Below are 19,074 nucleotides of genomic sequence, written 5' to 3'. Positions count from 1 at the left end.
TCAGGCGGCGCCGGCTGGCGCCCGGCGGCGGAACACGGTCCGCCGAAGGATCACCACGGCGATGACCGTCGCCGCGATGCCGCCGAGACCGTAGAGCAGCCGGTCGGGCCCGAGCAGCGCGCCGAGGAACCAGCCCGCCGTGACGAAGGTGCCGGCCCAGATGCCGGCCGCGAAGAAGTTCAGGAACGCAAAGCGCTTCGGGCACATCCCGGCGATGCCCATCGCCGCGGAGGCGAAGTTGCGCACGCCATAGAGGAAGCGGAAGGTCAGCACGAAGAGCGTGCCGTACTTCTCGAGCAGCATGTTGGCGCGCGCCACCTGCGGCTCTGCCTTCGGCCAGCGGCGCAGCGCCGCAGGACCCAGCTTGCGGCCCAGCGTGAACCACGTCTGGTCGCCGGCATAGGAACCGATCCAGACCGCGATCATCAGGATCCACGGATCGACGATGCCTGTCGCGGCGCCCGCCGCGGAGGCTACGAGGACGAAGGTCTCGCCTTCGAAGAACGCCCAGATCGCGGCCGCGACGTAGGCGAGGGCGCCCCACTCGGCCCAGAACTCCGCCACCCGTTTTCTCCCATGACGCGTCGTTCATTATGACGATCGCGGAGGCGTTATCCTAGCCGAAAAAACCGGTCGCCGACCGCAAGTTTTGGAGACTTCTGTCCTGTTGCGCTGCGGCAAAGGCTTTGCCCCTTGGCGATATCGGCGCGAAATCATTGATTTCCGTCAAGGTTATCGCAATCTGGACCAGGAGGCCTGACTGGACGAACGCGCAGGACAATCCCGTGCACCGTGCCAGGCGCCGCAGGCCGGGCAGAGCGTTGCGCCTGTCCGCCGCGCTGGCAAGCCGCGCCGGGGTCAGACGACCGGGAAGGGCTCGATCTTCGCGCTGACGAGGATCGGGCGGCCGCGCTCGAAGCGCTTCAACAGCGTGGCGTAGGCGATGCCGGTGGTCTCGGCGAGCTCGCGGAAGCTCATCGTTCGCCCGCGGTACCGGACCTGCCAGCGCGGGCTGCCCGGACGCGACGGTTCCTCGACCCAGGCCCAATGCTCCGCCAGCCGGCCGCCACGCCGGGAGACGCGCCGAAGGCGGAAGCCTGCGGCCGGGCGCGTGCCGATGGCCTCGATGAAGGCGGTGAAGCCGTTCTCGCCGGCCCAGGCCCTGGGGATGCGAAGCCTGCCCTCCCGATCGGCTTCGCGGAGTTCCGCCCAGACCAGGTATTCGTAGCTGCGCTTCCCGCCCGACCGCGCGCCGTGGCGCCAATGCGTGTCGGCGGCCACGCGCACCTTCTCGCACCCGCAGCTCATCGTGTGTCCGCTGGTCAGTGCGTCCTGGCGGACGACGCTGTCGTTCCCGCAATCGCATCGGCAGAGCCAGCAGCGATGGGTGACCTGGCCGCGCCAGACATAGGGCTCGGCCTCGTCGATCACGCGCAGAAGTCCGTACCGCTCCCCGACCAGGCTCTGGGCGGTGGTCCTGCCGGTGGAGCCGGCCTTGCGGGCTGGAGGGGCCGATCGCCGCATGGATCCCTGTCCCCAGGATAGCTAGCGAACATACAGAAACATTCTTTCCTGACGGAAGGCTTTCGTGACCAGCGCCGGAAGCGGTGACCGCGGGCGCGGTGACCGCGGGCGCGGTGGGCGGCGGGAGGGGAGGCCAGCTTCGCGGCACTGCTTCGCGGGAACGAGTGGCAGCCGGTGTCCGGCCACCGGCAGCAAAGTGATCGGCGTCTGGCCATCAAATTTTGCTTCCTGGTGAAACCCAGGCGCATTAGAATAGGCAGCTACAAACCAGCGGTCGCGGCGCGCGAAGATTTGCCGCCAGGGGGACGTGACGTGCGGATCATTGCGATTGCACTTGTCAGTGCCTTGGGATGGTGGTTGGCGTGGCTCGCTGTTGCACGGTCAGGAACTTGGCCCTACTTCGTTGCGTATCTCATAGCGATGCCGGTTCTCATGTTCGGTTGGGGCTGGATGGAAGAAAGGCTTGGCATTGCGCCTCCGGCCCGGCCCGACGATGAGGTGTCTGCAAGCGCGGTCTCTGCTCCTGTCGGCGAGAGCGAGCGCGAGGCTGGTGCGGACTCGGGCCCTGGCGTCCCAGATGCTCAACCGAAGGCGGACCAGGATCACACGGAAGCGTCCAGACGCCACGGGCGCGCAGCAGCAGACGTGGCTGTGTAGGGCTGCCTGCTTCAACGACCCGGGAATCCTGCCTGGCGTGTCGCGGGGATGTGCGGTAGCGGCGTAGCGGGCGGGCCCGAAGGACTCTAGGTCGCCGACGCGGCGGTGCGGCCGCAGGGCGGCCCTTGCTTGGCCATGCACAGGCGCTTCTGCGCGAGAATCCGGTGCTCAGTTCGGTTTGTCGGACAAGGACAACGTGGCTGGGGGACCTGGATTCGAACCAAGGCTGCCGGAGTCAGAATCCGGAGTTCTACCACTAAACTATCCCCCACCGCCCGGCGGTGGCGCCGGAGCCCTGCGGCTTCCGGTTCGGGCGGGGGAGGTAGCACGGCGATCCGGGGCGTTCAACAGCTGGCGCATGTGATGGGTGCGGAAATGCCTTGCCCCCGGCGCGGCCCGGCCGGATCATGCCGTGCTGCAAGCAGGCCATGCCACAGGACGCCATCCCCCCCGATCGCCCCGAGCCCTGCGCCGCCCTCCCGCGGCGCGATTGGGCCGTGCCGGCCTATGCGGCGCTCGACCTCGGCACGAATAATTGCCGGCTGCTGGTGGCGACGCCGACCGCGGGCGGCTTCCGCGTGGTGGACAGCTACAGCCGCATCGTTCGCCTCGGCGAGGGCCTGGTCGCGACGGGCCGCCTGTCCGAGGACGCGATGGACCGCGCCGTCGCCGCGCTGCGCGCCTGCGCGGAGAAGCTGTCCCGACGGCCCGTCCGCGCCCTGCGCGCGGTGGCGACCGAGGCCTGCCGTCGGGCTGCCAACGGCCCGGCCTTCCTCGCCCGGGTGGAGGCCGAGACCGGGCTGCGCCTGCATGCCATCTCGGCGCGAGAGGAGGCTGAGCTCGCGGTCGAGTCCTGCGCCCCGTTGATTGAGGAGGGCGACCGCCGCGCGCTGCTGTTCGACATCGGCGGCGGCTCGACCGAGATCGCCTGGGTGCGCGTGGATCCGCAGCGCCGCGCACCGGAACTCATCGGCTACGTGTCGCTGCCTCTGGGCGTGGTGACGCTCGCCGAGCGCTGCGGCGAGGCCTGCTTCACCGAGGCCGGCTTCCACGCCGTCGTGGAGGAGGTGGCGGATTGCCTGGCGGGCTTCGAATCCGTCCATCGCATCGGGCAGGAGATCCGCGCCGGCGGGGTGCGGCTGATGGGGACCTCGGGCACCGTCACGACGCTGGCGGGTGTCGCGATGGCACTGCCGCGCTATCGCCGGCCGCTGGTGGACGGGCAGACGCTGGATGCCTGCCTGGCGGACCAGGCGCTGGGCGACCTGTTCGCGCTCGGGCGTGAGGGGCTGGCGGCACATCCCTGCGTCGGGCCGGATCGCGTGGAGTTCGTGCTGCCGGGCTGCGCGATCTATGCGGCGATCCGACGTCTCTGGCCGGCGCCGCGGCTGACGGTGGCTGATCGCGGCCTGCGGGAGGGCATGCTGCTGCGCCTGATGCGCGCGGACCGCGTGGCGCCCCGGCGGCCGGCGCCGCGCGGCCAGGGCTGGCACGGGCACGCCTGACGCGCGATATCCCCGGGCATGACCAAGCCACCGCCCGGGCGTTCGATGTCGGCGCGTTTGCGCACGGCCAAGGGGCGCAGCCCGCAGAGCCAGCGCTGGCTCGAGCGTCAACTGAACGACCCCTATGTGCAGGCGGCGAAGGCCGCAGGCTGGCGATCCCGCGCCGCATTCAAGCTGATCGAGCTCGACGACAAGTTTCGTGTGTTGAAGCGGGGCGCGCGGGTGGTTGACCTCGGCTGCGCGCCCGGAGGCTGGACGCAGGTGGCGATGCGCAAGGTGGGCGACCGCGGGCATGTCGTGGGGCTCGACCTCCTGCCGGTGGATGTCGTGCCGGGCGCGGTGATCCTGCAGGGCGACTTCCAGGACGCCGAGGCCGAGAAGCGGGTCGAGGACGCCCTGGGCGGCCAGGCCGATGTCGTGCTGTCGGACATGGCGCCGAACACCACCGGCCATGCCGCGACCGATCACCTCCGGATCATGGCGCTGGCCGAGCTCGCGTTGGATTTCGCGCTGCGCGTGCTGGCGCCCGGCGGCGCTTTCGTCGCGAAGGTCTTCCAGGGCGGGTCCGAGAAGGACTTCCTCGACACGCTCAAGCGCAACTTCGCCGTCGTCCGCCATGCCAAGCCGCCCGCGAGCCGCAAGGACAGCGCGGAGCTCTACGTCGTGGCGACCGGCTTCAAGAGTTAGCGGTTCCGCAGCGCGGCCCGGCCGGCGTCGGTCGCCCGCACCATGCCCTCGTCCAGCCGGACCAGCCCGGCCTCCGTTGCGTCCTCCCACACCGTCAGGCGCGGGCAGGAGGTCCGCCAGGCGTCCAGCACCTCGGCATAGGGGCGCGGGCGCTCGGCCACGAAGGCGACGAGGTCGAGCATCAGGGGGCGGATCGTCTCCGACATGGCTTCCTCCTCAACGCATCACCATCAGCCAGCTTCCCTGGGCGATGTAGAAGCTGCCGATCACCGTGATGATGCGGTTCGCCCAGACACGGTACTGCGCGTCGCTCATCGCCTCCAGCACGCGCTTGGCGAGCGTGGTGCCGAGCATGGAGGCGATGATCGCCAGAACGGCCACGACCGGGTCCACGCTGCCGGTGTCGGCGACCAGCACGCCGAAATAGAGCAGCTTGGCCGCGTGGCTCAGCATCTGCATCGCGGCCTTGCTCGCCACTATCTCGCGCCGGTCGAGCCGGCCGCCAAGGAAGAAGCGGTCCAGCAGCGGGCCCGTGACGCCCGTCATCAGCATCAGCGTCATCCCGACCGCGCCCACTGCCGCGCCATGGGAGAGCCGCATCGGGTCGGGCTGCCAACGGTCGGGCAGGGCACGCACCGCGAAGGGGCTGAGGCCGAGCATCAGCAGCGCGACCGCCCGATCCGGCACCACCAACACCAGCGACCAGGCACCGAGCGCGAGCGCGTTGCCGATCATCAGCCCCATCACCGGCCGCACCTTGATGTGCCGCCACCACAGCGCCGCCCGCCATCCGTTGGACGCGATCTGCGTCACGGCATGCAGCGCCATCGCGTCCGGCACGGGCAGCAGGAACAGCAGCACGCCGATCAGCACCAGGCCGCCGGCCATGCCGAAGACCCCCGACAGCAGCGAGGTCCCGACCATGGTGAGGAGGACGACGGCGATGACCAGCGACGACATGCCGCGTTGATGCGCCCGTTGCCGGCGCAGGACAAACGGCGTTATCTCAGGGTCAGCCTGAGTTTTCCTGATGCTGATCCAACGCCGCCTGCCGTCGCTCAACGGCGTCCGCGCCTTCGAGGCCGCGGCACGCACCGGCTCCTTCGTCGCGGCCGCCGAGGAACTCGGCGTCACGCCGGCCGCCGTCAGCCGCCTGGTGCGGCTGCTCGAGGAGCGGCTCGGCATCGCGTTGTTCGACCGCCATGCCAACCGCCTGGCCGCGACCCCGGCGGGCGAGGCCTATCGCGCGGGGCTGACCCCGTTGCTGGACGGGCTGGCGCGGCTGACGGCGGAGGTGGTCGCGCGGCCGGCCTCGCCCGTGCTGACGGTCGGCGTCGGGCCGAGTTTCGCCATCCGCTGGCTGATCCCGCGCCTCGCCTCCTTCACCCGGATCCATCCGGGGATCGAAGTCCGCATCGCCACGGGCGGGCCGACCGTGCCTTTCTCCGCGGACTGGACCTGCGGCATCCGGTCGGGCCCCGGCCCGGAGGCCTGGCCGGGCTTCGCGGCGGACCGGTTGGTCGCGGCGGACCTGCTACCGGTCTGCACGCCGGCGATCGCCGCGCGGCTCGGGGCACCGGCCGACCTCGCGCGGGAGACGCTGCTGCGCGTGACCCATGCGCCGGAGGACTGGGCGGACTGGGCCGCGGCGGCCGGGGTCCAGCTTCGCGCGGCCGGCCCGGCCTTCGACCAGTATGGCCAGGCGCTGCAGGCTGCGGCCGACGGGATCGGCGTCGCGATGGGGATCAGGCCCTATATCGACGACGACCTCGCCGCCGGGCGGTTGGTTGCCCCCTTCGCGGTCCGGAGCCCCAAGCGGACGAACTGGTGGCTGGTCTACCGGCCGGAACGGGCCGGCGAGCCTGCCTTCGTCGCCTTCCGCGGCTGGATCCTCGAGGCGGCCGAGCCGCCCCCGGGGCCGACGGACAGCGCGCGTTGACCGGGCATCGCTCCGCAGCAGGGCTGCGCGACGCGCCTCGGATGACGGTCGGCCACCTGCATGGCGCCGTACGCCTTGCAGCGTCCGACAACACCCCTGGACAACCTTCGGGGCCCGGACTATAGGCCGCCGCTCGCCGCGGTCCGGGTTCCCTGGGCCGCGCGCGACGTTTTGCAGGGAACGCGGGAGAGACGCCTCGGCGTCTCGCCAGGACCGCGGGCCTCTGTGACGGAACAGAGGACTGGACAGTGGCAAAGAAGATCGTCGGCTACATCAAGCTGCAGATCCCGGCCGGCAAGGCGAACCCCTCGCCGCCCGTCGGTCCCGCGCTCGGTCAGCGCGGCCTGAACATCATGCAGTTCGTCAAGGAGTTCAACGCTGCGACGCAGCAGATGGAGCCGGGCACGCCGACGCCCGTCGTCATCACGGCGTACAGCGACCGCACCTTCTCCTTCATCACCAAGACCCCGCCGAACACCTACTTCCTGCTGAAGGCCGCCAAGATCGAGAAGGGCAGCCAGACGCCGGGCAAGGGCGGCAGCGTCGGCCGGGTCACCAAGGCCCAGCTGCGCGAGATCGCGGCGGTGAAGATGAAGGACATGAACTGCACCGACGTCGAGAGCGCGGTGCGCATGCTCGCGGGATCCGCCCGTTCGATGGGCATGACCGTGGTGGAGGGCTGAGGCCATGGCGAAGATCGGCAAGCGCCTCAAGGCCGCCAACAGCGCCTTCGACCGCGAGAAGAGCTACGCGCTGGCTGAGGCCGTGAAGCTCGTCAAGGCGAACGCCAAGGCGAAGTTCGACGAAACCGTCGAGATCGCCATGAACCTCGGCATCGACCCCCGCCACGCCGACCAGATGGTCCGCGGCGTGGTCGGCCTGCCTGCCGGCACGGGAAAGACGCTGCGCGTTGGCGTCTTCGCCCGCGGCGCCAAGGCCGAGGAAGCCAAGGCCGCCGGCGCCGATGTGGTAGGCGCGGACGACCTCGCCGCCCTGGTGCAGGAAGGCAAGATCGAGTTCGAGCGCTGCATTGCGACGCCGGACATGATGGCGCTCGTCGGCCGGCTCGGTAAGGTGCTCGGCCCGCGCGGGCTGATGCCGAACCCGAAGCTCGGCACGGTGACCATGGACGTGAAGGGCGCTGTGACCGCGGCGAAGGCCGGCCAAGTCGAGTTCCGCGCGGAGAAGGCGGGCATCGTGCATGCCGGCATTGGCAAGGCCTCCTTCGGGGAGGACAAGCTGCTCGAGAATGCGCGCGCCTTCATCGACGCGATCCAGAAGGCCCGCCCGACGGGCGCGAAGGGCACCTATGTGAAGAAGGTGTCGCTGAGCTCCTCGATGGGCCCGGGCGTGAAGGTGGATCTGGGCTCGCTGACCGCGGCCTGATCCCACGAGATTCGGCGGCTTCGGCCGCCGGGCAGGGCAGGGGAGCGATCTCCTGCCCGACCTGTCGGAGACCCTCTGTGGTCTGGCCTTCGGGCCGGCCTTGAAGCGGCCGAAAGGCCCGCAGGGGATAGATGGGGTGCCGAGAAGTTTGCCGGTGGGGCGCGAACCCTGATCGGCTTGGCTTGACGGTCCCTTCCAACAGGCGACTGACGCATCGGGCGGCCGGTGCGGAGGAACCGGCTTTCACCCTTCCAGAAGGTGGAGCCCCGCTGCGATCGCCGGAGGGCGCAGAGGGCCGGAGGCCCCGAGCATCGAAGGCGTGAATCGCTGCGGCAAACTACAGGAGACGGGACGTGGACCGTACGGAAAAGCGCGCCTTCGTGCAGGCGCTGCAGGCGGTGTTCGCGGATACGTCGTTCGTCCTCGTCAGCCAGAACAAGGGGCTGACGGTGGCCGATGCGACGACGCTGCGGCAACGCATGCGGGACGCCGGTGCGAACTACAAGGTGGCGAAGAACCGGCTGGCCTCCCTCGCCCTCGATGGCACGAAGTTCCAGGCCATCCAGCCCCTGCTGAAGGGTCCGACCGCGATCTCGTGGTCGAAGGATCCGGTGGCGGTGGCGAAGACGGCCGTGGACTTCGCCAGGACCAACGACAGGTTCGTGATCCTGGGTGGGGCCCTCGGGACCCAGCAGCTGAACGCCGATGGCGTGAAGGCGTTGGCCGAGTTGCCCTCGCTCGAGACGCTGCGTGCGCAGCTGCTCGGCCTGATCCAGACCCCGGCGACACGGATCGCCGGCGTGCTGCAGGCCCCCGGCAGTCAGCTCGCGCGGGTGTTCTCGGCCTATGCCAAGAAGGACGAGACGGCGGAAGCCGCCTGAACCAAGCATGAACACCCCGGGATGGCCCAGGGTGTTGCAAACCCCAAGCCAAGCGACTAGATCGAGGATACCCGAAAATGGCTGACCTTGCGAAGCTCGTTGACGAGCTGTCCACCTTGACCGTCCTGGAGGCTGCCGAGCTCTCCAAACTGCTCGAGGAGAAGTGGGGCGTTTCCGCCGCGGCGCCCGTCGCCGTGGCCGCCGCTCCGGCTGCCGGCGCTGCCGCCGCGGCCCCTGCCGCCGAGGAGAAGACGGAGTTCACCGTCGTCCTGAAGGCCGGCGGCGACAAGAAGATCAATGTGATCAAGGAGATCCGTACCATCACGGGTCTCGGCCTGAAGGAAGCCAAGGACCTCGTCGAGGGCGCGCCGAAGACCGTCAAGGAAGGCGTGAACAAGGACGAGGCGGCGAAGATCAAGAAGGTGCTCGAAGAGAACGGCGCGACCGTCGAGATCACCTGATTCGGCGGCGCGGCCGGGGCCACCCGGGCGCGCCCCCAGGCTCCCGCCGCCGGGCGGGGGCCGGACTACCATGGTCGGGAACGGGCGGGATTCCGGAGACGGAGTCCCGCCCGCGCCCGCGTTTGATGTCAGCGCCTTCGCGCGCCGCCCCCGGCGGCGGTGCGAGGGGGCAACGAGACTAGCGGCACCAGGTTTCAGGCCGCGCGGTCCAGTACGGGGCCGGCGGACGAGGGAAGCGGGACACGCATGAACGCTATCACGAAGTCGTTCACCGGGCGCAAGCGCATTCGGAAGTCCTTCGGGCGGCTGCCCGAAGTGGCGCCGATGCCCAACCTCATCGACGTGCAGCGCGCCTCCTATGAGGGGTTCCTGCAGATGGGCGTTGACCCCGATGCGCGGCTGCACGCCGGCCTCCAGGAGGTCTTCAAGTCCGTCTTCCCGATCGACGATTTCGGCGGGCGCGGCCGGCTGGAATTCGTGCAGTACGAGCTCGAGGAGCCGAAGTACGACGTCGAGGAATGCATCCAGCGCGGCCTGACCTTCGCGGCGCCGCTGAAGGTGCGGCTGCGCCTGATCGTATGGGACGTGGATGAGGACACGGGCAGCCGCTCCGTCCGCGATATCAAGGAGCAGGACGTCTACATGGGCGACATGCCGCTCATGACGGACAACGGCACCTTCATCATCAACGGCACCGAGCGCGTCATCGTCTCGCAGATGCACCGCAGCCCCGGCGTCTTCTTCGACCACGACAAGGGCAAGACGCACTCGTCGGGCAAGTACCTGTTCGCGGCGCGCGTCATTCCCTATCGCGGCTCCTGGCTCGACTTCGAGTTCGACGCCAAGGATATCTGCTACGTCCGCATCGACCGGAAGCGGAAGCTGCCGGCGACGACGCTGCTCTATGCGCTCGACAGCACCTGGACCGAAGGCGAGCGCAAGCGCCGCGCGGCCGAGGGTCTGCCGAACCTGGAGCCGCACGAGATCCGCGGCATGGACTCCGAGGAGATCCTGAACGCCTTCTACGGCCAGGTGGTCTTCAGCCGCTCGCCCAAGGGCTGGTCGCGCCCCTTCGACCCCGAGGCCTTCAAGAACCTGAAGCTGGCCGAGGCGCTGGTCGATGCGAAGACCGGCCAGGAAGTGGCCGCCAAGGACAGCAAGATGACGGCGCGCATCGCGCGCAAGATCGCGGAAGGCGGGACGACCGAGGTGCTGGTCGGCCGCGCCGACATCCTCGGCCGCTTCGTCGCCGAGGACCTCGTGAACTGGCAGTCCGGCGAGATCTGGGCCGAGGCCGGCGAGGAGCTGACCGAGGCGAAGCTGACGGCGATCGAGGAGGCGGGCCTTGACCGCCTGCCGACGCTCGCCATCGATCAGGCGACCGGCCCCTGGATGCGCAACACGCTCGCGGTGGACAAGAATTCCAATCGCGAAGAGGCGCTGATGGACATCTACCGGGTGATGCGCCCGGGCGAGCCGCCGACCGCCGAGACCGCGGAGACGCTGTTCCGCGGCCTGTTCTTCGACCCCGAGCGCTACGACCTCTCGGCCGTCGGCCGGGTGAAGATGAACATGCGCCTCGGCTTCAGCACCGACGAGGTGCCGGACCATGTCCGCACGCTTCGGAAGGAGGACATCGTCTCGACGATGCGCGTCCTGCTGCAGCTGAAGGACGGCAACGGCTCCATCGACGACATCGACAACCTCGGCAACCGCCGGGTGCGCTCGGTTGGCGAGCTCATGGAGAACCAGTACCGCGTCGGCCTGCTGCGCATGGAGCGTGCGATCAAGGAGCGCATGGGCTCTGTCGATATCGACAGCGTCATGCCGCATGACCTGATCAACGCGAAGCCGGCCGCGGCGGCGGTGCGGGAGTTCTTCGGCTCCTCCCAGCTCAGCCAGTTCATGGACCAGACCAACCCGCTGTCCGAGGTGACGCACAAGCGCCGCCTCTCGGCGCTTGGCCCGGGCGGCCTGACGCGCGAGCGGGCGGGCTTCGAGGTGCGCGACGTGCACCCCACGCATTACGGCCGCATCTGCCCGATCGAGACGCCGGAAGGCCCGAACATCGGCTTGATCAACAGCCTCGCCACCTTCGCCAAGGTGAACAAGTACGGCTTCATCGAGACGCCGTACCGCCTGGTGAAGGACGGCAAGGTCACGGGCAACCCGCGCTACCTCTCCGCCATGGAGGAGGAGCGTCTGGTCGTCGCGCAGGCCGACGCCGAGCTCGACACCGACGGCAACTTCCGGTCGGAGCTGGTGTCGGTGCGCGACGGCGGCGACTTCCGGCTGGTGAAGCCGGAAGAGGTCACCGCGATCGACGTCTCGCCGAAGCAGCTGGTCTCGGTCGCCGCGGCGCTGATCCCGTTCCTCGAGAACGACGACGCCAACCGCGCGCTGATGGGCTCCAACATGCAGCGCCAGGCGGTGCCGCTGATCCGCGCCGATGCGCCGCTGGTCGGCACCGGCATGGAAGCGGCTGTGGCGCGTGACTCCGGCGCGACGATCGTCGCGCGCCGGGATGGCGTGATCGACAGCATCGACGGCGCGCGCATCGTGGTGCGCGCGACGGGCGATGACGGCACGACCCGCGGCGTCGACATCTACCGGCTACGCAAGTTCCAGCGCTCCAACCAGTCGACCTGCATCAACCAGCGCCCGCTGGTGAAGGTGGGCGACACGGTGGCGGCCGGCGACATCATTGCCGACGGCCCGTCCACGGAGCTCGGCGAGCTCGCGCTGGGGCGCAACGTGCTCTGCGCCTTCATGCCGTGGAACGGCTACAACTTCGAGGACTCGATCCTGATCAGCGAGCGCATCGCCAAGGACGACGTCTTCACCTCGATCCACATCGAGGAATTCGAGGTGATGGCCCGCGACACCAAGCTCGGCCAGGAGGAGATCACCCGCGACATCCCGAACGTGGGTGAGGAGGCGCTGCGCAACCTCGACGAGGCCGGCATCGTCTATATCGGCGCCGAGGTGCAGCCCGGCGACATCCTGGTGGGCAAGGTCACGCCGAAGGGCGAAAGTCCGATGACGCCGGAGGAGAAGCTGCTCCGCGCCATCTTCGGCGAGAAGGCGTCCGATGTGCGCGACACCTCGCTGCGCCTGCCGCCCGGTGTGGCCGGCACGATCGTGGACGTGCGCGTCTTCTCCCGCCGCGGCGTGGACAAGGACGAGCGCGCCATGGCGATCGAGCGCGCGGAGATCGAGCGGCTGGCCAAGGACCGCGACGACGAGAAGGCGATCCAGGAGCGGTCCTTCTACTCGCGCCTGCGGGAGCGCCTGCTCGGCAAGAAGGCCTCGGGTGGCTTCAAGGGCATCAAGTCGGGGACCGAGATCAACGACCAGGTGCTCGACGAATACGCCAAGGCGACCTGGCGGCAGATCGCCGTGCAGGACGACGCGGCGATGGCCGAGATCGAGGCGCTGAAGCGCGAATTCGACGCCGCGGTCGAGAAGCTGCAGAAGCGCTTCGAGAGCAAGGTGGAGAAGCTGCAGCGCGGCGACGAGCTGCCGCCCGGCGTGATGAAGATGGTCAAGGTCTTCGTCGCGGTGAAGCGGAAGCTGCAGCCCGGCGACAAGATGGCCGGTCGTCACGGCAACAAGGGCGTGGTCAGCCGCGTCGTGCCGGTGGAGGACATGCCGTTCCTCGAGGACGGGACCTCCGTCGACCTCGTGCTGAACCCGCTCGGCGTGCCGTCGCGCATGAATGTCGGGCAGATCCTCGAGACGCATCTCGGCTGGGCCTGCGCCAATTTCGGCAAGCAGGTCGGCGAGCTCGTCGAGGAGTATCGCCGCGGCGGCCTCATGCGGGAGGAACTGCGCGCAAAGCTGGTGGAGGCCTATGGCGAGGAGATCGTGGCGCGCGACGTCGACCAGCTCGACGACGATGCGCTGATCGAGCTCTGCGACAACCTCAAGAAGGGCATCCCGATCGCGACGCCGGTCTTCGACGGCGCGCGCATGGCCGACATCGAGGGCATGCTGGAGCGTGCCGGCCTCGACCGGTCGGGCCAGGTGTGGCTGCACGACGGCCGCACCGGCGAGAAGTTCGAGCGCAAGGTGACGGTCGGCTACATCTACATGCTGAAGCTGCACCACCTCGTGGACGACAAGATCCACGCGCGCTCGATCGGCCCCTACAGCCTGGTCACCCAGCAGCCGCTGGGCGGCAAGGCGCAGTTCGGCGGCCAGCGCTTCGGCGAGATGGAGGTCTGGGCGCTGGAAGCCTACGGCGCGGCCTACACGCTGCAGGAGATGCTGACCGTGAAGTCGGACGACGTCTCCGGCCGAACCAAGGTCTACGAGGCGATCGTGCGCGACCAGGACAACTTCGAGGCCGGCGTGCCGGAATCCTTCAACGTGCTGGTGAAGGAGCTCAAGTCGCTCGGCCTGAACGTGGATCTCGAGACCCGCCCGACCTGACGCGGCGGTTCGACTTTCCGCGCCGCTTCGCGGCGGCGCGGCTTCCCTTTGTCGCGGCGCACCCTTGCCGGGGTGCTGCCTGCCGGACGGAGACGACGGCATGAACGAACTGATGAAGATCCTCGGCCAGACTGGCCAGGCCATGACCTTCGACCAGATCAGGATCTCGATCGCCTCGCCCGAGACGATCCGGTCCTGGTCCTATGGCGAGATCAAGAAGCCCGAGACGATCAATTACCGCACCTTCAAGCCGGAGCGGGACGGGCTGTTCTGCGCCCGCATCTTCGGGCCAATCAAGGACTACGAGTGCCTCTGCGGCAAGTACAAGCGGATGAAGTTCCGCGGCATCATCTGCGAGAAGTGCGGCGTCGAGGTGACGCTGGCGAAGGTCCGGCGCGAGCGCATGGGCCACATCGAGCTCGCCTCGCCCGTCGCTCACATCTGGTTCATGAAGTCGCTGCCCAGCCGCGTCGGCCTGATGGTCGACATGTCGCTTAAGGAGCTGGAGAAGGTCCTCTACTTCGAGAGCTATGTGGTGCTGGAGCCGGGCCTGACGGACCTGAAGCTCCATCAGCTGCTGACCGAGGACCAGCTGCAGAACAAGCAGGACGAGTTCGGCGACGACGCCTTCAGCGTCGGTATCGGCGCCGAGGCCGTGAAGCAGATGCTCGCCGGCATCGACGTTCAGAAGGAAGCTCCGAAGCTGCGCGGCGAGCTGAAGGAGACGACCTCCGAGGCGAAGCGCAAGAAGCTCGTGAAGCGGCTCAAGATGCTGGAGAGCTTCGCGGAAAGCGGCGCGCGTCCGGAGTGGATGATCCTCGACGTCGTGCCGGTGATCCCGCCGGAGCTGCGCCCGCTGGTGCCGCTGGATGGAGGCCGCTTCGCGACGTCCGACCTGAACGACCTCTATCGGCGCGTCATCAACCGGAACAACCGGCTGAAGCGCCTGATCGAGCTGCGCGCGCCCGACATCATCGTGCGCAACGAGAAGCGCATGCTGCAGGAGGCGGTTGACGCGCTGTTCGATAACGGCCGCCGCGGCCGCGCGATCACGGGTGCCAACAAGCGCCCGCTAAAGTCGCTGTCCGACATGCTCAAGGGCAAGCAGGGCCGCTTCCGGCAGAACCTGCTGGGCAAGCGCGTCGACTATTCCGGCCGTTCGGTCATCGTCGTCGGGCCGGAGCTGAAGCTGCATCAGTGCGGCCTGCCGAAGAAGATGGCGCTCGAGCTCTTCAAGCCCTTCATCTATTCGAAGCTCGAGAAGTACGGCCACGCCACCACCATCAAGGCCGCCAAGCGGATGGTGGAGAAGGAGCGGCCGGAGGTGTGGGACATCCTCGAGGAGGTGATCCGCGAGCACCCGGTCCTGCTGAACCGCGCGCCGACGCTGCACCGGCTGGGCATCCAGGCCTTCGAGCCGATCCTGGTCGAGGGCAAGGCGATCCAGCTGCACCCGCTGGTCTGCACGGCCTTCAACGCGGACTTCGACGGCGACCAGATGGCCGTGCACGTCCCGCTGTCGCTCGAGGCGCAGCTGGAAGCCCGCGTGCTGATGATGTCGACCAACAACATCCTCAGCCCCGCCAACGGCAAGCCGATCATCGTGCCGAGCCAGGACATCGTGCTCGGGCTCTACTACCTCAGCCTGGAGACGCCGGAATTCATCGCTGCCCGCAAGCGCGTCGATGAGGTGAAGGCGCTGATCGCGTCCGCCGACGCGAAGAAGGGCAAGGGGCTGACGCCGGATGAGCTCGAGGCGCTGAACCACCGCCCGCATGTCTTCGGCGGCTTGGGCGAGGTCGAGCAGGCGCTGGCCACGGGCGCGATCACGATCCACAGCGCGATCCATGCCCGCGTCCCGGCGCCGAAGGAGCCGGACGGCCCTGGGCTGACCACGGTGCTGACCACGCCGGGGCGGATGATGATGGGCTCGCTGCTACCGCGCGACCCCCGCACGCCGTTCAGCCTGGTCAACCGCCTGCTGACGAAGAAGCTGATCTCCGACGTGATCGACGCGGTGTATCGTCACCGCGGCCAGAAGGAGAGCGTGATCTTCGCCGACCGGCTGATGGGTCTCGGCTTCCGCAACGCGGCGCGGGCCGGCATCTCCTTCGGCAAGGACGACATGGTCATGCCGGGGAACAAGTATGACCTGATCAACACGACGAAGGAGCAGGTGAAGGAGTTCGAGCAGCAGTACCTCGACGGCCTGATCACCGCCGGTGAGCGCTACAACAAGGTCGTGGACGCGTGGTCGCGCTGCACCGAGGAAGTCGCGCAGGCCATGATGAAGGAGATCCAGAAGCAGGAGGTGGGCAAGCCCGCCAACTCCGTCTGGATGATGTCGCACTCCGGTGCGCGCGGCTCGCCGGCGCAGATGCGCCAGCTCGCAGGCATGCGCGGGCTCATGGCCAAGCCTTCGGGTGAGATCATTGAGCAGCCCATCATCAACTGCTTCAAGGAAGGCCTGACGGTCCTCGAGTACTTCAACTCGACCCACGGCGCCCGCAAGGGCCTCGCGGACACCGCGCTGAAGACGGCGAACTCGGGCTACCTGACCCGCCGCCTGGTGGACGTCGCGCAGGACTGCATCATCGTCGAGGATGATTGCGGCACCGAGCGCGGCATCACCGTCCGCGCGGTGATGGATGGTGGCGAGGTCGTCTCCTCGCTGTCGGAGCGCATTCTCGGCCGCACCAGCCAGGAGGAGGTGATCGACCCCGCGACGGGCGAGGTCCTCATCCCCAACAACCACCTGATCGAGGAAACCGACGCGGAGAAGATCGAGAAGGCCGGCGTGGAGGCGGTGAAGATCCGCTCCGTGCTGACCTGCGACTCGCGCGTCGGCGTTTGCGGCCATTGCTACGGCCGTGACCTCGCGCGCGGCACGCCGGTCAACACCGGTGAGGCTGTCGGCGTCATCGCCGCGCAGTCCATCGGCGAGCCCGGCACGCAGCTTACGATGCGCACCTTCCACATCGGCGGTGCGGCGCAGCGTGGCGCCGAGCAGTCGGCGGTGGAGGCGGTGACGGACGGCACGGTGAAGTTCGCCAACCGTCAGGTCGTCACCAACAGCACCGGTGCGACGATCGTCATGAGCCGCAACTGCGAGGCCATCGTGCTCGACGCCAACGGGCGCGAGCGTGCGCGGCTGCGCGTGCCCTATGGCGCGCGTCTGCTGCTGGAGGAGGGGGCTTCCGTTACCCGCGGCCAGAAGCTCGCGGAATGGGATCCCTTCACCCTGCCGATCATCACCGAGAAGAACGGCAAGGTGGAGTTCGCCGACCTGATCGACGGCATCACCCTGATGGAGCGGACGGACGAAGTGACCGGCCTCTCCTTCAAGGAGGTCGTGGAATACAAGTCGACGGGCCGCGGCGCCGACCTGCGCCCGCGCCTGATCCTTCGCGACGAGAAGAACAACGTCGTCAAGCGCGACAGCGGGGCGGAGGCCATCACCTTCCTGCCGCCGGGCTCGCTGCTCTCGACCGAGAACGGCAAGGAGGTCTTCGCCGGCGACGTCATCGCCCGCATGCCGCGCGAATCGTCGAAGACGCGCGATATCACGGGCGGCCTGCCGCGCGTGGCGGAGCTCTTCGAGGCGCGTCGTCCGAAGGATGCGGCGATCATCGCCGACATCGACGGGCGCGTGGAGTTCGGCAAGGACTACAAGGCCAAGCGCCGCATCCTGGTGGTGCCGGAAGCGCCCGCCGGCAGCGACGAGCCGCCGACGCCGCGCGAATACCTGGTGCCGAAGGGCAAGCACGTCTCGGTGCAGGAAGGCGACTACGTGAAGGCCGGCGACCCGCTGGTGGACGGCCCCCGCGTGCCCCACGACATCCTGCGCGTGCTCGGCGTCGAGGCTCTCGCGAACTACCTAGTGAACGAGATCCAGGACGTCTATCGACTGCAGGGCGTGAAGATCAACGACAAGCACATCGAGGTCATCGTCCGGCAGATGCTGCAGAAGGTGGAGATCCTGGATCCAGGCGACACCACCTTCCTGATCGGCGAGACGGTGGAGCGCATCGAGTTCGAGATCGAGAACGAGAAGCGACTCGCCGCCAAGGAACGTCCTGCCCGGGCCGAGCCCGTGTTGCAGGGCATCACCAAGGCCTCGCTGCAGACGACGTCCTTCATCTCCGCGGCATCGTTCCAGGAGACGACCCGCGTGCTGACCGAAGCCGCGACGGCAGGCAAGGTGGATACACTGGCCGGCCTGAAGGAGAATGTGATCGTCGGGCGCCTGATCCCGGCGGGCACGGGCTCCGTCATGAACCGCCTGCGGGCGCTCGCGGCCCAGCGGGACCGCGGCCGCCTGCCGGTCGCACCGGCGCCCCTCCCTGGTCCGGCGAAGGCCGCGGAGTAGGGCAGGGGACGTCAACCCCGAAAAAGTTGAAGGCCGGCCCCCTGAAAAGGGCCGGCCTTCTGCTTTCCGGGCCGTCACCTTCGCTTGACTCCCCCCAGGGCGCGGCGTAGATAGCGCGCCCTCGGCCAAGGGTGGCGCCACGCGGTGCCCGACTTGGCTGGGCTGTTTTTGGTCCGACAGCGCAGCGTCGGCGGCGCCGCCTTCCCGCAGGGATGGCTGAGGCCGTTGATGGGACAGGTGCCCGCAGGGAACGCAGACGCGTGTCCCAGGCGGGCATAAGCGTTTGGCGGATAGGTAGGCAAAGGGGCGTCATGCCGACGATCAACCAGCTCATCGCCCAGGGGCGGGAGCCGAACCCGAAGCGGAACAAGGTGCCCGCGCTGAAGGGCAGCCCGCAGAAGCGCGGCGTCTGCACGCGCGTCTATACGACGACCCCGAAGAAGCCGAACTCGGCGCTTCGCAAGGTCGCCAAGGTGCGCCTGACCAACGGCTTCGAGGTGGTGAGCTACATCCCTGGCGAAGGCCATAACCTTCAGGAGCACTCCGTGGTGCTGATCCGCGGCGGCCGCGTGAAGGACCTTCCGGGCGTGCGCTACCACATCCTCCGCGGCGTGCTCGACACGCAGGGCCTGCCGAAGCGGCGCAAGCGGCGCTCGCTCTACGGCGCCAAGCGGCCGAAGTAAGGGAGACGGGATCAGATGTCGCGCCGTCACCGCGCCGAGAAGCGCGAGGTCCTGCCGGATCCGAAGTTCGGGGACCTCGTCCTCAGCCGTTTCATGAACGTGCTGATGTATGACGGGAAGAAGTCCGTCGCGGAGAACATCGTCTACGGGGCGATGGACACGCTGAAGCGGAAGGGCGGCGCGAATGCCGACCCGCTGCGCCTCTTTCACGAGGCGATGGAGAACGTGAAGCCGGCGATCGAGGTGCGGTCGCGGCGTGTCGGCGGCGCCACCTACCAGGTGCCCGTCGAGGTCCGGCCGGAGCGCCGCCAGGCGCTTGCGATCCGCTGGCTGATCGAGGCCGCGCGCAAGCGCGGCGAGAACACGATGGAAGATCGCCTCTCGGCGGAGCTGATGGACGCGGCGAACAACCGCGGCACGGCCGTCAAGAAGCGCGAGGACACGCACCGCATGGCAGAGGCCAACAAGGCCTTCAGCCATTATCGCTGGTAAGCCGCGCTCAGCGCGGACGGTAACGCACGGATCGATCAGGAAGCACGACGATGGCC

At 68.5% G+C, this 19,074-nt stretch carries 15 protein-coding genes and 1 tRNA gene; 11 read left to right on the top strand and 5 right to left on the bottom strand.

The annotated features are described in order from the left end of the window. From ACLF3M_RS30595 to ACLF3M_RS30585, 3 genes are all read right to left on the bottom strand, one after another. Complete coding sequence (locus ACLF3M_RS30595; protein WP_430660806.1) at positions 1–564, bottom strand: DedA family protein; 564 nt, start codon at positions 562–564, stop codon at positions 1–3. 294 nt (positions 565–858) lie between these two features. Then, entirely contained in the window at positions 859–1,524 is a 666-nt protein-coding gene (locus ACLF3M_RS30590) for a hypothetical protein (protein WP_430660805.1), read from the bottom strand. Between the two features lie 854 nt (positions 1,525–2,378). Beyond that, a tRNA-Gln gene (locus ACLF3M_RS30585) sits at positions 2,379–2,452 on the bottom strand. A 157-nt stretch (positions 2,453–2,609) separates the two neighbouring features. Between ACLF3M_RS30585 and ACLF3M_RS30580 the strand changes: the two genes are divergently transcribed. Both ACLF3M_RS30580 and ACLF3M_RS30575 read left to right on the top strand, forming a co-directional pair. Then, positions 2,610–3,686, top strand: a complete 1,077-nt coding sequence (locus tag ACLF3M_RS30580; RefSeq protein WP_430660804.1) for a Ppx/GppA phosphatase family protein — start codon at positions 2,610–2,612, stop codon at positions 3,684–3,686. A gap of 18 nt (positions 3,687–3,704) precedes the next feature. Further along, the gene (locus tag ACLF3M_RS30575) at positions 3,705–4,373 is read left to right on the top strand and encodes an RlmE family RNA methyltransferase (protein ID WP_430660803.1); all 669 of its coding nucleotides are present in this window, start codon (positions 3,705–3,707) and stop codon (positions 4,371–4,373) included. On the opposite strand, the gene ACLF3M_RS30570 is transcribed toward ACLF3M_RS30575, so the two are convergent. Together ACLF3M_RS30570 and ACLF3M_RS30565 are read right to left on the bottom strand one after the other, a co-directional pair. Continuing rightward, a complete protein-coding gene (locus tag ACLF3M_RS30570) occupies positions 4,370–4,579 on the bottom strand; it encodes a hypothetical protein (RefSeq protein WP_430660802.1) in 210 nt (69 codons plus the stop codon). The two genes, ACLF3M_RS30575 and ACLF3M_RS30570, sit on opposite strands and share 4 nt — an antisense overlap. 10 nt (positions 4,580–4,589) lie before the next feature. Then, a complete protein-coding gene (locus tag ACLF3M_RS30565) occupies positions 4,590–5,333 on the bottom strand; it encodes a TSUP family transporter (protein ID WP_430660801.1) in 744 nt (247 codons plus the stop codon). A 70-nt stretch (positions 5,334–5,403) separates the two neighbouring features. Here ACLF3M_RS30565 and ACLF3M_RS30560 point away from each other — a divergent pair, with 70 nt between their 5' ends. The 9 genes from ACLF3M_RS30560 (at position 5,404) to rpsG (ending at position 19,018) form a co-directional block, all read left to right on the top strand. After that, complete coding sequence (locus ACLF3M_RS30560; protein ID WP_430660800.1) at positions 5,404–6,312, top strand: LysR substrate-binding domain-containing protein; 909 nt, start codon at positions 5,404–5,406, stop codon at positions 6,310–6,312. A gap of 248 nt (positions 6,313–6,560) precedes the next feature. Beyond that, on the top strand, positions 6,561–6,995 hold the full coding sequence (gene rplK / locus ACLF3M_RS30555) for a 50S ribosomal protein L11 (protein WP_430660799.1): 435 nt from the start codon (positions 6,561–6,563) through the stop codon (positions 6,993–6,995). A gap of 4 nt (positions 6,996–6,999) precedes the next feature. Beyond that, positions 7,000–7,698, top strand: coding sequence for a 50S ribosomal protein L1 (rplA, locus tag ACLF3M_RS30550; protein WP_430660798.1), 699 nt, complete (start codon positions 7,000–7,002; stop codon positions 7,696–7,698). Positions 7,699–8,051: 353 nt separating this feature from the next. Further along, complete coding sequence (gene rplJ, locus ACLF3M_RS30545; RefSeq protein ID WP_430660797.1) at positions 8,052–8,579, top strand: 50S ribosomal protein L10; 528 nt, start codon at positions 8,052–8,054, stop codon at positions 8,577–8,579. A gap of 77 nt (positions 8,580–8,656) precedes the next feature. Continuing rightward, entirely contained in the window at positions 8,657–9,040 is a 384-nt protein-coding gene (gene rplL, locus ACLF3M_RS30540) for a 50S ribosomal protein L7/L12 (RefSeq protein WP_430660796.1), read from the top strand. A gap of 246 nt (positions 9,041–9,286) precedes the next feature. Then, a complete protein-coding gene (rpoB, locus tag ACLF3M_RS30535; RefSeq protein WP_430660795.1) occupies positions 9,287–13,474 on the top strand; it encodes a DNA-directed RNA polymerase subunit beta in 4,188 nt (1,395 codons plus the stop codon). A gap of 100 nt (positions 13,475–13,574) precedes the next feature. Continuing rightward, entirely contained in the window at positions 13,575–17,843 is a 4,269-nt protein-coding gene (gene rpoC, locus ACLF3M_RS30530) for a DNA-directed RNA polymerase subunit beta' (protein WP_430660794.1), read from the top strand. Between the two features lie 311 nt (positions 17,844–18,154). Next, positions 18,155–18,526, top strand: a complete 372-nt coding sequence (gene rpsL / locus ACLF3M_RS30525; RefSeq protein WP_430660793.1) for a 30S ribosomal protein S12 — start codon at positions 18,155–18,157, stop codon at positions 18,524–18,526. A gap of 15 nt (positions 18,527–18,541) precedes the next feature. Then, entirely contained in the window at positions 18,542–19,018 is a 477-nt protein-coding gene (rpsG, locus tag ACLF3M_RS30520) for a 30S ribosomal protein S7 (protein ID WP_430660792.1), read from the top strand. Positions 19,019–19,074 lie beyond the last annotated feature (56 nt).

The organism is Falsiroseomonas sp. HW251 (assembly GCF_050563545.1).
Classification (GTDB): Bacteria; Pseudomonadota; Alphaproteobacteria; order Acetobacterales; family Acetobacteraceae; genus Falsiroseomonas.
The sequence above is the reverse complement of the archived record's forward strand: the minus strand, read 5'-3'. Positions and strand labels throughout refer to the sequence as shown.

Coding starts and splice junctions, on each gene's coding strand:
- rpsG (WP_430660792.1), top strand. CDS start 18,542: ATGTCGCGCCGTCACCGCGCCGAGAAGCGCGAGGTCCTGCCGGATCCG.
- rplA (WP_430660798.1), top strand. CDS start 7,000: ATGGCGAAGATCGGCAAGCGCCTCAAGGCCGCCAACAGCGCCTTCGAC.
- rplL (WP_430660796.1), top strand. CDS start 8,657: ATGGCTGACCTTGCGAAGCTCGTTGACGAGCTGTCCACCTTGACCGTC.
- ACLF3M_RS30560 (WP_430660800.1), top strand. CDS start 5,404: ATGCTGATCCAACGCCGCCTGCCGTCGCTCAACGGCGTCCGCGCCTTC.
- ACLF3M_RS30590 (WP_430660805.1), bottom strand. CDS start 1,524: ATGCGGCGATCGGCCCCTCCAGCCCGCAAGGCCGGCTCCACCGGCAGG.
- ACLF3M_RS30575 (WP_430660803.1), top strand. CDS start 3,705: ATGACCAAGCCACCGCCCGGGCGTTCGATGTCGGCGCGTTTGCGCACG.
- ACLF3M_RS30565 (WP_430660801.1), bottom strand. CDS start 5,333: ATGTCGTCGCTGGTCATCGCCGTCGTCCTCCTCACCATGGTCGGGACC.
- ACLF3M_RS30570 (WP_430660802.1), bottom strand. CDS start 4,579: ATGTCGGAGACGATCCGCCCCCTGATGCTCGACCTCGTCGCCTTCGTG.
- rpsL (WP_430660793.1), top strand. CDS start 18,155: ATGCCGACGATCAACCAGCTCATCGCCCAGGGGCGGGAGCCGAACCCG.
- rpoB (WP_430660795.1), top strand. CDS start 9,287: ATGAACGCTATCACGAAGTCGTTCACCGGGCGCAAGCGCATTCGGAAG.
- ACLF3M_RS30580 (WP_430660804.1), top strand. CDS start 2,610: ATGCCACAGGACGCCATCCCCCCCGATCGCCCCGAGCCCTGCGCCGCC.
- rpoC (WP_430660794.1), top strand. CDS start 13,575: ATGAACGAACTGATGAAGATCCTCGGCCAGACTGGCCAGGCCATGACC.